This is a genomic window from Aeromonas sp. 75A (assembly GCF_051919425.1).
Classification (GTDB): domain Bacteria; phylum Pseudomonadota; class Gammaproteobacteria; order Enterobacterales; family Aeromonadaceae; genus Aeromonas; species Aeromonas veronii.
In genome coordinates, this window is the sequence record NZ_JBQBES010000002.1 from 3,284,143 (window position 1) to 3,296,915 (window position 12,773).

Consider the following 12,773-nt stretch of genomic DNA (forward strand, 5'->3'; position numbering starts at 1 on the left):
TAGTGGTATGTTGTATTGCGTTCTGATTGCAAATCAGGACGATGCCACCTGATGGCATCGTAGTGGTTGAGTTGCGGTGCAAGAAGCTCTCAGAGAAGAGGCTCAATGCAGCACGACCCGATGACGGCATATCCGGGCCTATCTACAGAAGATGCGCCGGATATTCGGGGTGCGAGATTGTACTCGCCCCTACGTCATCATGCAATTTGGCAGGAAATTGTTGGCTGCGCGAGCCGATAGGATGCCGAAATGAAACCGCAGCTCAGGCCCAACGGGAGAGGGGGGAGGGCATGGCGTAGGCGTAACCTTGTTGATAGTCACAGCCGAGCTGGTCGGCAATCTCGATATGGGGCTGGTTTTCCACCCCTTCGCACACCACCTTCATGCCGAGTCGCTGCAGGTACTCCACCAGTCCGGTCAGCATGCGCAAGGCATGGCTACTCCTGGTTGCTTGCAGCAGCAGGGAGCGATCCAGCTTGATGATCTCGTAGGGGAGCGCCATCACTCGCTGAAAATTGCACTCCTGGGTGCCAAAGTCATCGCAGGCGATATGGGCACCGTGGCTGCGCAGTACCTCGATCAGGGACAGCTCCTTGCGCTCTAGCGGGGCGTACTCCACCACCTCGAACCAGATTGCGATATCCAGCTTGCGGGCCTGCAAGAGGGTGAGTAACAGCAGGTTCTTATATGTTGTGCTCTCAAAAGCGGGGTTGAGGTTTATCGAGAGGGAGCAAGGAGCATGGCGTGCCAGCGCGGTCAGATCACGCCAAATGGCTCTGAGCATAACGATATCCACATGCAGGGACTCCTCATCGCTGAGAGAGGGAAAGTCTATTCCCTGATAGCGCTGCTGGTGGGGTTCCCAGCGTCTGGCCAGCGCCTCAAAGCCGATGATCTGGCGATTCCGGTCAACGATTGGCTGATAAAAGGGCACGGCAATGTCCGCTGTCGTCAGGGATGCCACGTCACCGACCGGAAACTCTTCTTTAAACGCAAACATGTCACTTCCCTGCTGACTGAGATGATTTCGGATAATAGGGGAGGATGTTGAAAGCTGGCTGTAGGAATTGTCTGATTGTTTGCAGAAAAAATACTTTGGCAGTATCAGATTATTCCGATTAAGTCCGCTGTGTGGATTATCTAGACTGGCCTCAATGACGAATCGCCGAGCCAAATATGATCATCTGGCGATCTGCATATATGGAATTCGTATATTTTTCGGAGCCTTCAATGAATGAAGGCACCACTCTCTATCGTTTTTACAGTGTGATAATTATTCATGGATAAGATTTTTACTGTATTGCTGCTTATATTCAGCAGCAATGCCTTGGCATCGCCGGATATTAGCGTTGGCACCTTATATGACTATATGTCGGCAGAAAAAACTACGCTGCTCAAGCGGGTTAGAAATCTTGGTGATGAGACGGCATTTGTCAAAATAACGCTGGCCGAAATTATATATGGTGCTGATGGCGTGCCGAAGGAGCGGGAGTTACCGGAGGAGGGCGTTCGTCAGCTGGTGACAAGTCCATCACGGTTGATTATTCCGGCAGGTGGTATGCAGGCTACCCGTTTTATCTATATGGGAGTGCGGGAGCGAGAACGTTATTTTCGGGTGCGTTTTGTGCCGGTCAAACCACAGGACGATGAAATAACCGAATTACCACCACAGCAACAAATTAGCGCCGGGGTCAGCATCATGACCGGTTTTGGCACCATTCTCTTTGTGGCCCCCAAAGAGACCCGTTATGACACCCGTATTGACCGTAAAAACGGTGTTCTCTATGTGGAGAACCGGGGCAATGCCACCGTTATTCTCGATTATCTGGAACTGTGTGACCAAAAAGAGAGCTCATGCAGTCAACCGGAGAAGATGCATCTGCTGCCCGGCGTTAAAAAGCGGGTCAGTCAAGAGGCAACCCGGACGGTTCGTTTTGAACTGATCGAAGGGAAAAAATCGGTATTCAGGGAGTTCAAGCTCTGATCCCGATATATCACAAGAACGACAATCACACCTGAAGGAGTGGCTATGAAGATGTTATCGCTTTTTCCCGCCCTGTTGCTGGCGAGCGGATCGCTGATGGCGGCCGAGCGCATCGAGCATACGGTGACGGTAACGGCGCAGATCCCGACCGAACACTTTTATGTGCAACCTGTGGGTGACTGGATGAGTACCCCACAGAAACTGACCTTCAACCCCTTTAGCCAAAAGCTGGATCCCTTGGCCAAGCAGCTGGAGATGAAGAGCACCATTGGTCCCATCAAGGGTTATCTGGTTTATCCCGCCACCATGGCCAGCGGCAAGGAGAGTATCGGCTTGACGGTCAAGGTGGCAGGCGTTGCGCTGACCACTACATCCGCCGACTTGCTGAACCAGGCGGATGCCAATACTGGCAAACAGGTAGGGCTGGAGATTATTCCGGCCGCGGCGCCAACCGGTGGCTACAAACCCGGCAACTATCAGGGGATTGTCAGCATGATGTTTGAATCGGAGGCACCGCCTGCTCAAGGCAGCTGACATGAGTATGTGGGGGTCATCAGGCCCCCTTTAATTGATATTCCAGGCATTCAGGTTGCACTTCATGGTTCGTTCTCTTCTTCTCTTGCTCGGGTCGTTGCTCTTTGCCTCACTGGCGGCGGCAGACCCGGCACTGTTGCTGCAACAGGCGCGGCAGTTGCCAGAAGGGTTTGAAGCGCACTTTTTTGGTGTTCCCCTGATGGTGCGGGTGACCGTCGACGGTCGCCTGCTGGGGGATGGGGAAGTGCTGCTTGGGCGGGATAACTCGGTACAGCTGCTTTCACTGGTGGATGTGCAGGAGAGCGAGTTTGACGAGGGGGCGCGTGAACGCTGGCTGACCAGGTTGGGATCGCACCTGCCGCTCGGCGAGTGCAGCCGTGCCTGTCCCGAAGGCATAGTGGGATTGCAATACAGCCTGGAGGAGTCCCAGCTCTCGGTGCTGACTGGTCAGGTGGAACAAGACACTCGTGATCAGCGTTTTTTTGCGTTACCCCAGGAGAGCAAGGGGTTGTTGATCCAGAACCAGCTGAACCTGGTGCAGAGCGGCCAGCGCAACGGCCACTACAACCTGCAGCTGGAGGGCAGCTGGGGGCAGTGGACCCCCTTTATGGAGGGGGATGCCACCTGGCAGGAGGGACAATCGAGTGAAGTCGGCCTGGCTCAGCTTTATGGCGAGCGGCTCCATGAAGCCAATTTTTATCGCTTTGGTTTCTTCTTTCCCTCGGCGCAGGGGTTGGTGCGTCAGCCGAACTACTACAGTGGTGCGACGCCCACCGTGCTTGGGATGATGTGGGGCAGTTCGGATCTGCTGCGCCGGGAGCGCGGGGTGCCCAGTCTGGTGCCGATCCAGGTGGCACCGGCCCGGCCGGGCATGGTGGAGATCTATCGTGATGGCAACCTGATCCAGTCCCAGCCGGTCGTATCCGGTTTGCAGGCACTCGATACCCGCTCGCTGCCCGGCGGTATCTACGAGGTAGAGCTGCGGTTGCTGGAGGATGGTCAGGAGACCCGCCGTTGGCGCGAGATGATCTACAAACCCTCCAACTGGCAGACGCCGGAGGAGCCGTGGCGTTTCAATCTGTTTGCCGGGCGTCAGACCCGCTGGCTGGTACGCCAAGGCGATAGCGATCTGGAGGGGGCCAGTGGCGGCATGGCGGTGAACCACCTGCTGCTTCCCTCGCTGGTGGTGGGGGCGGGTAGCCAGTATGTGGACAGACGCGCCCAGCACTCCCTCTCACTCGATTGGGAGGCGACCAGCCAGCTTCACGGTTTTGCCTCACTTAACCAGAGTGTCGGCATGGGGTGGGGCTACGATCTGCAGGGGATCTACTGGCATGGCAACAGCAGTCTGGTGGCCAGCCATTCGCGCAATCTGCGCAAGCAGGGGGAAGTAAGTGCGGTGTCCAGCCTGTCACTGCAGCAGTCGCTGGAAAAGTGGGGCTCCCTCGGTCTCTATGTTTCTCACCAGTCCGGCCGCGGCAATGGCGTGGATCTCGGATGGCACTACAGTGACAGGTTGTGGGGGCGCTGGGTGACCTGGGGCGTTACCCTGTTCGATCGTCCCGGCAGCGAGAGCACGGCGCAGCAGCGGGATCGCGGCAGCTCCCTCAGTCTGACCATCAACCTGGGCGGACAGGATCGCCAGCTTTCGTTGGGGCTGGGCAGCAATACTTCCCGCTCGGGCGGCGCTCAGCGCAGCGCCTATCTCAATTATCAGCAGGAGGTAGACTGGGGGCCACTGCGTCAGGTCAGCGTGGGCAGTACCCACGACAGCTATGGCACCGGTCTGTCAGGCTATGGCCGTTTTGCATCGCCCTGGCTGGGGGGGGATCTGTTTGCCCAGCACTCGTCCTATAACGAACAGGTGACCGGCGGCGTCAACCTGGAAAGTGTGCTGGCGCTGGGGCAGGAAGGGGAGCTGGCAGTGGGTTCCCGCGAGATGGGCGGTATGGGCAATGAGGCTGCGATGATCCTCGATATCGACACAGATGACGAGGCGGCGCGGATCCGGGTTAGCGACGATCTTGGCAGCGTACAGACCCTAGGACCCGGTCGCCATCTGGTCTCGTTGCCAGCCTTGCAAAGTGGCGCCTTGCAACTGGAGATGGCCGACCACGAGGGGACGCCGCTCACCATCAAGCCCACCGTGCTCCCCTACCACCTTAATCGCGGCGGAGTGGGTTATGGCCAGGTGAACGCCATAAGTACCGTCACTGTGATTGGTCGCCTGCTCGACGAGCAAAATAGGCCGCTGCGTGGTGCCATGGTCAGCAACCCCATAGGGCGGGCATTTACCGAAAACGATGGCTTCTTTGCGCTGGAGGCGAGTCGACGACAGCCACAATTTAGCGTGGAACATAATGGCATTCTCCGTTGCAACAACTCGTCAGGAGTGCAGAGTCGCACGGAGGCATCGGAGATTATTATGTTGGGAGAGTTAATATGTTCACCTGGTGTTACTGTAAAAAATGAAAAGCATTAAAATATTAGTTCTACTGATTATCAGTCACTCTTCTTTGGCTGATGTGATTGATATTACGGCAGACTATAAACCGGAGAGTTATGAAGTGAGTGGTGGGCGTTTTATCAACACCACTCCGTGCGATGTCGGCAATGAGATTTCTTATTGTGATCCCCTGAAGCCGCTAGAGTCATCGGTTATAGTAAAACTCCATGTGTCGATAGGAAAAACAATAAATTCGGCGAAGGGTAAACAGAACTACCTAAGTTACTATCGACTTTCTGGGCCTAAAAAGGTCACGTTGACAAATAGCAACAATGGAGAACGCCATGAATTGTCATTTATTCCAACCAATATAGGTGCCAAGGTAATAAAAATGGAGTATCCAATTGTCAATAATAATAGATGGCCCATGCATACTATTGGTGGTGATTGCTATCAAAGCTTTAGTACTTGGGGGTGGTTCGGGTCTGTAGTAACTGGGCAACTTTTTTTATATTCTATTAATGATTTAGCTCAAAATGGCGCGTCTGAGTGCTATCACAATAGCCAACTTGGTGATGGAACATCATACTCTGTCGATTGGCTGAATTATGGATTTCGTATCAAAGCACCTAATCCATTGACTATGTCAAACGGAAAGTATACTGGTAGTTTAAAAATAATGGTGGGGCGTAATAAGGATATTGACCTGGGTGATGCAACCTATTCTGGGGGAACAGAGCATGAACTTAAATTTACACTGACAGTCCGTCATCAATTGAAAGTTGATTTTCCCAAAGGAGATAGCGATGGCCATAGCCAAGTAACCTTATTGCCACCAGGTGGGTGGAGTAATTGGATTCATAGTGGAAAGCGAGAGCCAAGCATATTGCAGCAAGATCTTCCTTTTCGAATATGGTTTAGTGCCCCATTTACTGTCTCACTTCGTTGCCAATATCAATGGTCTACTAGTGGCGAGTGCGCATTAAAAGATAGCAAGGGGCGAACAGTGCCTTTAAAAACGCACTATGTTAACAGCATAAATGAAATGTTTCTGTTGACTAAAAATAAAACCAGATTTGTACTTCATGTACAGGGAAGTCCGGTTATCAATGCTGCCAGTACGATTCGATTTCAGATTGTGGGTGGGACGGTCGCCGAGATGATGAAATACCCTGGCGCCTCCTTTAAAGGTGATGTTACCCTGATATTTGATGCGGCTATTGATTAATAGAGTCCGCTGCTTTTGGCATAGTCAAAGAGGGCGCTATCGCTGCTAATACCCAGCCGTATCATGGCGCTCTTTTTCTGGGTGCTGATGGTTTTGACACTGCGATGAAGATAGTCGGCAACCTGAGTGACGGACATGCCGCTGGCAAGTAGGCGCACCACTTCGCTCTCCTTTGGTGTAAGCGTGTGGGGTTCGCCTTGAGCAGAGATTCCGGCATTGGCCAGCAGTATTTTTACCGCAGGACCAATATAGCGATGACCGAGCAATATCTGGCGAATGGCATCGGCCAGTTCATTGATAACCGATTTTTTCAGTATCAGACCGTTGACCCCAACCTGAATAAGGGATTGCAAGATGGCGCTGTTCTGGATCTGGGTCAGCACAATAATGGGCAGGTTTGGATAATCCCGACGCAACTGCTGGATCATCACCAGGCCATCACAGCGGATATCTCCCGGCATGCTGAAATCAGTGATCAACAGATCACAATGATGCTGTTGCAATAATTTCAGCAAGTCAGATACCTGATATGCCTCGGCGATCACTTCACAATGGGGTGTTATCTGGTCAATCAGGCTACGGATCCCGGTCAGAATCAAGGGGTGGTCATCGGCAAGAATAATCTTGAAGGACATGGATGAGCCTCTTATAAAACGGTGAATAATATTCAGGCTACCAAAGCTAACATTTCTATACTACCGTGCGCACCCCATTTTTTCAGGTGCATATATCTTTTTATAAATATATGTGAATCGTTATGTCTATATATTGTTCGCTTATGTCATTAATCAAACGATTCATAATTATTGTCGCTGTTTTTTCCTTGACGCCTTCCGTATTTTCGGCGGAGGTACATTCTGTACCAACGATTGAAGTGGGCATATTGGCTGGCGGATGGGGACCATTCCAGCAGTGGGACGGCAAGGTCGCCGCTGGATTCAGTGTTGAATTGATGGAGGAAATAGCCAAAAAGCTTGACTACCGGATTGCCTGGCAGGTCTACCCTGACTGGAAAACCATGTATGCCGATGCCTGCCGTGGCAAGCTGGATATCCTGCTCGATGCATTTAATTCTGAGGTGCGTCAGTGTGTCACCTATAGCCTACCTTACTACACTTCGCCGACCGTGGTGGTGGTTCGCCAGGACAGCCCCCTGTTTCGGGATGTGAGCCGGTTGCAGTCCGCCAGCATTGCTATTGAAAAAGGCTTTCTGACCGAGAAGTTGGTCAAGCTGCACTATCCCAATGTCACACCGCGACTCTTTGTCGATACGCACCGTGCATTGCTGGCGGTTGAGCAAGGTCGGGCAGATGCCTATATCGGCAACCTTCATGTGGCCAATCTGTTTATCGAGCGTCACCCGGCGTTGGCGGTGGTTGCCCAGTCTCCCTTGTTGATGGAAACCCTGCACCTTGGTATTGCCAGCCAGAAACACACTCTTGCTATCCGGCTTGATACGGCGATTCAGGCACTGACGGTCGAGGCGCGCAGTGAACTGGAGAAACGCTGGTTGGGGGAGAGCCTGGAGCCCAACTTTATGGGGCACAGTCATTTTTTACTGCGTCCTGATGAGCGTGGCTGGCTCTCGATGCTGCCACCGCTCAAGCTGGGGCTGATCCCCGGCTGGGTGCCCTTCTCCCATCTCGATGAGGAGGGCAATTCGGTCGGCTTGATAGCGGATTATCTGAAGGTGTTGCAAGAGAAGTTGGGGTTGGCTTACAGCCGAATATCGGTAAAGGATTGGCCTGACCTGCAACAGCAACTGCTGCATCACGAAGTCGACCTAGCAGTATTACCCGCTCGCATTATCGAGCGGCTGGTGGGTTGGCATGCCAGCGAACCCTTCGCATCATTCCCGATGGTGCTGGTGACGGCGCGCGGTAGTATTCCGATCGGGGATCTCTCTGATCTGGCTGGTAAAAAGCTGCTGCTGACCGACAGCATGCTGATCCCCCAGCTGAGGGCAATGGTGCCTGACCTTAAACTGATCACGACCAAGAGTGCCAACGAGGGGCTTGCTCGTGTCGCTGCGGGACAGGGAGATGCCTATATCGGCAATCTGGTGGTGGTCTCCCGTCTTGTCACCGAGCAGTTTGATGACCGACTTCATATTGCCGCGCCCACCCCCTTCAAGGATGAGTTAGCCGTTGCGGTACGTGAGCCTTACGTCCCCTTGCTACCCTTGGTCAACCGGGTGCTTGCCAGCATGAGCGACAAGGAGAAGCGCCAGATACGCAACAGCTGGCTGGCGCTCAATTACAGCGAAGGGATCCCCAGAGCGAAACTGGTGCGTACCCTGCTGCCCGCCGGGGTGGCGATCACGCTCTTTATTCTGGTGTTGTCGGTGGCTTACTGGCGGCTGCGTCAGGAGATAGTACGTCGTCATCAGGTTGAGGCAGCACTCGCCAGAGCCAAGGCCAAGGCGGAGTCTGCCGCCACCCAGAAAGGGGAGTTTCTGGCCACCATGAGCCACGAAATTCGCACGCCTATGAATGGCATTATCGGTATGGCGGAACAGCTCACTTTTACCGAGCTGACCCAGGATCAGCGCCAGATGGTGGAGGTTATCAACCGCGGTGCCCAGGGATTGCATGCGCTGATCGACAACGTGCTCGACTTCGCCAAGCTGGAGGCGGGCAAGATGCAACTCGAAGAGGCTCCATTTCTTGTCCGGGAGCTGCTCGACAACGTGCTGACCATGACGGTGAGCGAAGTACATCGCAAGGGGTTGCGCGTCTATCTCTGGGCCGATGCCGGTGTGGCGGCCCGGGTGAGCGGTGATGCGCTGCGTCTGCGCCAGATCCTCTTCAACTTTGTCAGCAATGCCATCAAATTTACCGAACGGGGCTTTATCGAGATCTCGGTGCAATTGCTGTCGCAGGAGGAGGGGCAACAGCAACTGTGCTTCGGCGTGCGCGACAGTGGCATCGGCATGAGCGCCGAAGCGCTTGGCCGGATCTTCAATGCCTTTGAACAGGCAGAGAGCTCCACCACCCGCAGTTATGGTGGTACCGGCTTGGGCCTGAGTATTTGCCAGACCCTGGCCACCTTGATGGGTGGCGAGATCCGGCTGGAGAGTGCCCCTGGGCTAGGCACTTTCATCACCCTGACGGTTACGTTGCCAGTGCTGGCACAGCGAGAGCCGGATCTCCGTCTCAATGGCGTGCAAGCCCATGTCGATCTCCATGACGATAAGCTGTGCCACACCCTGTTGTTGCATCTTGATGCCTTGGGGGTAACACGAACGTCGGAGTCTGGTGATGCTCAGTTGCGTTTCACAGACCATGAGTTGGCGGGCAACAGGGTCATCCGGGTGCTGCCGCTGGCAACTCCCCTCGGTTATCGTTGTGATGAGGAGGGTTACACCCTCAACAGCAATCCCATGACCTGGCATGCGGTGCGGGAAGTCTGCTATCGCCAGCTTGGCTTGAGCGATGGGATGGCAACGAAAGCGATGCGAAAGAGCGCACCTATGCAGCCCTGTCGGGTATTGTTGGTGGAGGATAATCCCCTCAACCAGTCGCTGGTAATACGCCAGCTCAGGCAACTTGGGATGAACTGCGATGTGGCAGAGCATGGCCAGCAGGCTCTCGAGATGGTCGCGCAGCATCCCTATGAGCTGGTGCTCTGTGACTGTCAGATGCCGGTGATGGATGGTTATGAGTTCACCCGCAGGATACGGGCTGCAGAGAAAGGCGAGCGGCAGCTGATCATCGCCATGACGGCCAATGTGTTGCCAGAGCAGGCTCAGCGCTGTTTTGCCGCGGGCATGGACGATCTGTTGGGCAAACCGGTGCTGCTGGATACTCTGCGCCAGATGTTGCTGAAGTGGCAGATCTTACCCGCGCCAACCTTGATTGATATTGCAGCTATGGAGGCATTTTTTGGTCATGGTGACAAGTTACGGCAGATGTTTCCGCTTTTTCGCCAGGAGCTTGAACAGTCGATGGCGCAGGCGCCACTTGATGACAATGCATTGGCCAATTGGGTGCATCGTCAGGCGGGGACCATCAGCATGATGATGGCACCGGAATTGGCGGAACAGGCATGGCGATTGGAAGAAAAAATCCGTCAGTTTGGATCGCCAGCTTGTACCGATGAGCTGACACGCTTTCGTGCCCAATTACAGCAAATTATCGATGAACTGACGTTATTGAGCGAGAAAGGACACTCAGTTATCGAGGGAGAGCTGGAGTAAGGGGAACTGTTCGCTCATAAAATTGCGGGGGCTGTGGCCATTGCCTGCGGTGGCCAGCCACTCCCAATCCAGTTTTGGCGAGCCCGCTTTGAAGCGCTGATAGGCAACGCCCTGATGAATGGTCAGAAAGAGGGTCGTGGGGAGTCCCAGCTTGTTGCTGTAGCGCACCATCAGATCACCCTGATAGTCGTTGCTGATTCTGACTTTGAGCGCCTGCAATGTCAGACCGGTGGCGTGACCATGCTCGTCCCAGACTTCAAACATGATGTGAACACTCTGATGTCGATGATGCCACGATGAGCAAGATGGGATGCAATTGCAACTGTCAGATCTGACAAGGTCGGAAAAATGTGATGAGAATGGCAGAAAGCGAAAACCCGGCGCGAGGCCGGGTTTTCTTGAATGATGGTGGAGGGAGAAGGATTCGAACCTTCGAAGGCAGAGCCGTCAGATTTACAGTCTGATCCCTTTGGCCGCTCGGGAACCCCTCCACAGGGGCAAAGCAAATTGTATTCAGCCATTGCAATCAGGGAAATGGTGGAGGGAGAAGGATTCGAACCTTCGAAGGCAGAGCCGTCAGATTTACAGTCTGATCCCTTTGGCCGCTCGGGAACCCCTCCACGGGGAATTTCCTGATTGTCACTACTTTGCACTTGAATGGTGGAGGGAGAAGGATTCGAACCTTCGAAGGCAGAGCCGTCAGATTTACAGTCTGATCCCTTTGGCCGCTCGGGAACCCCTCCCCAAGTGCGAGGCGCATACTATCAGATCCAGAGGCTTTGTGAACCCCTTGATGAGGCATCTGGCAGTAAAAAATGACTGTTCGTCGATTTTTTGATACATCCAGCTCAAAATTCAAGCTTATCAGCAAGTTGTGCGCTGCTTTTCTGCACAAAACAGCATCCGTGCAAGCTGGCGAGCGCGCTGAAGACAGGCAGATAGCAGAAGACCGCCAGTGTCGGCGGTCTTCCCGGGCATCACATCTAGCGCTGGAACGGGTAGACCGAACCCAGTTTCAGGATCTGGGTCAGCTCGTCCAGCGCGCTGTGGGACTCCTGCACCAGTGCCGGATCCCGCAGGTCATCGAGGGTCAGGCGGTCACGGTAGTGGCGATCTACCCAGCCATCGAGGCGGGCAAACTGGTTGTCGTTGATAAGGCAAGCCGGATTGACCGCGGCGAGTTCCTGATCGTTCATGGCAACCCGCAGTCGCAGGCAGGCGGGGCCGCCACCATTGCGCATGCTCTGTTTCACATCCATATAATGGACCGCCTTGATCGGGGTACCCTGCGTCAGCAGTTTGCCGAGATAGGCAGAGACCGCCGGATTGTCGCGGCACTCGGTGGGGGCGATGATGGCTATCTCGCCGCTCGGCAAGGTGATGATCTGGGTGTTGAACAGGTAGGATTTCACCGCATCCAGCACGGATACCTCGGCGGTTGGCACTTCGATAAAGTGCAGCTCCCCTTCGCCAAACTTGCCGCGGATTTCGGTCAGCACCGCTTCGGTGTTGAGGAACGCTTGTTGGTGGAAGAAGAGCACGTTCTGGTTGCCCACCGCGATCACGTCGTTATGGAACACCCCCTGATCGATCACCTCCGGGTTTTGCTGAATAAACACCACGCTCTCCTCGCCAAGGCCATGCAGGCGGGCGATGGCTTGGCTTGCCTCCAGAGTCTGGCGGGCCGGATAGCGCTTCGGCGCCGGGCGGGAGTAGTCAAAGGCACTGCGGCCATAGACGAACAGCTCGACACCCGCCTCGCCATAGGCGCGGCAGAGGCGGGTATGGTTAGCTGCCCCCTCGTCGCCGAAGTGGTCATTTTCCGGTAGATGGAGGTGGTGGCTGAAGTGGCGATCATGGTTGAACACGGCGCGCAGGATACGGCCTGTAACGTCCGGCTCCAGGGAGCGGTGAAACTTGTTGGTCAGGTTGGCGGGGGTGAAGTGAATGCGGCCATCCTGGGTATCGGCACTGGGAGAGACGGTGGCGGCGTTGGCGGTCCACATGCTGGAGGCCGAATAGCAGGCAGCCAGTATGGCGGGAGCCTGTTTGGCGGCCTGCTCCAGCACCCTGGCATCGTTGCCGGTGAAGCCGAGGCGGCGCAGGGTGGCGAGGTCGGGACGCTCTTGTGGCGCCAGTACCCCCTGGGTCATGCCAAGCTCGGTCAGCGCCTTCATCTTGCGCAGCCCCTGTTTGGCGGCCTCTTTCGGATTGGAAGCCTCCTGGGCATTGCTCTGGGAGGCAACGTTGCCGTAGGAGAGGCCAGCATAGTTATGAGTCGGGCCGACCAGACCGTCGAAATTGACCTCGAAGTGCTTCATTGAGTACATCCTTTCGATTTTTATGATGGGTAGCGGTTCCTTCCGCGCACAATGCGTCGGGG

General features: G+C 54.8%; 9 protein-coding genes and 3 tRNA genes. 5 read left to right on the forward strand and 7 right to left on the reverse strand.

Annotated features, from left to right (window positions below; all coding sequences use genetic code 11):
- Window positions 1-262 precede the first annotated feature (262 nt).
- Entirely contained in the window at window positions 263-1,000 is a 738-nt protein-coding gene (locus ACTG2T_RS15410) for an EAL domain-containing protein (RefSeq protein WP_330125755.1), read from the reverse strand.
- A 279-nt stretch (window positions 1,001-1,279) separates the two neighbouring features.
- Between ACTG2T_RS15410 and ACTG2T_RS15415 the strand changes: the two genes are divergently transcribed.
- The 4 genes from ACTG2T_RS15415 to ACTG2T_RS15430 all read left to right on the forward strand — a co-directional run bounded on the left by ACTG2T_RS15415 (window position 1,280) and on the right by ACTG2T_RS15430 (window position 6,192).
- Window positions 1,280-1,984: a hypothetical protein gene (locus ACTG2T_RS15415; RefSeq protein ID WP_330125754.1), complete on the forward strand. Its 705-nt coding sequence runs from the start codon at window positions 1,280-1,282 to the stop codon at window positions 1,982-1,984.
- 45 nt (window positions 1,985-2,029) lie between these two features.
- Entirely contained in the window at window positions 2,030-2,518 is a 489-nt protein-coding gene (locus tag ACTG2T_RS15420; protein ID WP_042082566.1) for a CS1 type fimbrial major subunit, read from the forward strand.
- A 64-nt stretch (window positions 2,519-2,582) separates the two neighbouring features.
- A complete protein-coding gene (locus ACTG2T_RS15425; RefSeq protein WP_330125753.1) occupies window positions 2,583-5,000 on the forward strand; it encodes a TcfC E-set like domain-containing protein in 2,418 nt (805 codons plus the stop codon).
- The gene (locus ACTG2T_RS15430; RefSeq protein ID WP_330125752.1) at window positions 4,987-6,192 is read left to right on the forward strand and encodes a hypothetical protein; all 1,206 of its coding nucleotides are present in this window, start codon (window positions 4,987-4,989) and stop codon (window positions 6,190-6,192) included. The genes ACTG2T_RS15425 and ACTG2T_RS15430 overlap by 14 nt, the downstream gene beginning before the upstream one ends.
- Here ACTG2T_RS15430 and ACTG2T_RS15435 read toward each other — a convergent pair.
- Window positions 6,189-6,827, reverse strand: coding sequence for a response regulator (locus ACTG2T_RS15435; RefSeq protein ID WP_330125751.1), 639 nt, complete (start codon window positions 6,825-6,827; stop codon window positions 6,189-6,191). The two genes, ACTG2T_RS15430 and ACTG2T_RS15435, sit on opposite strands and share 4 nt — an antisense overlap.
- A 122-nt stretch (window positions 6,828-6,949) precedes the next feature.
- Between ACTG2T_RS15435 and ACTG2T_RS15440 the strand changes: the two genes are divergently transcribed.
- Entirely contained in the window at window positions 6,950-10,390 is a 3,441-nt protein-coding gene (locus ACTG2T_RS15440) for an ATP-binding protein (protein WP_330125750.1), read from the forward strand.
- Here the strand turns inward: ACTG2T_RS15440 and ACTG2T_RS15445 are convergent.
- From ACTG2T_RS15445 to astB, 5 genes are all read right to left on the reverse strand, one after another.
- A complete protein-coding gene (locus ACTG2T_RS15445; protein ID WP_042082561.1) occupies window positions 10,364-10,654 on the reverse strand; it encodes a hypothetical protein in 291 nt (96 codons plus the stop codon). The two genes, ACTG2T_RS15440 and ACTG2T_RS15445, sit on opposite strands and share 27 nt — an antisense overlap.
- Before the next feature lie 142 nt (window positions 10,655-10,796).
- A tRNA-Tyr gene (locus ACTG2T_RS15450) sits at window positions 10,797-10,881 on the reverse strand.
- 44 nt (window positions 10,882-10,925) lie between these two features.
- A tRNA-Tyr gene (locus ACTG2T_RS15455) sits at window positions 10,926-11,010 on the reverse strand.
- A 38-nt stretch (window positions 11,011-11,048) separates the two neighbouring features.
- Window positions 11,049-11,133: transfer RNA gene (locus tag ACTG2T_RS15460), tRNA-Tyr, on the reverse strand.
- A 240-nt stretch (window positions 11,134-11,373) separates the two neighbouring features.
- On the reverse strand, window positions 11,374-12,711 hold the full coding sequence (gene astB, locus ACTG2T_RS15465; protein ID WP_330125744.1) for an N-succinylarginine dihydrolase: 1,338 nt from the start codon (window positions 12,709-12,711) through the stop codon (window positions 11,374-11,376).
- Between the last annotated feature and the right edge of the window lie 62 nt (window positions 12,712-12,773).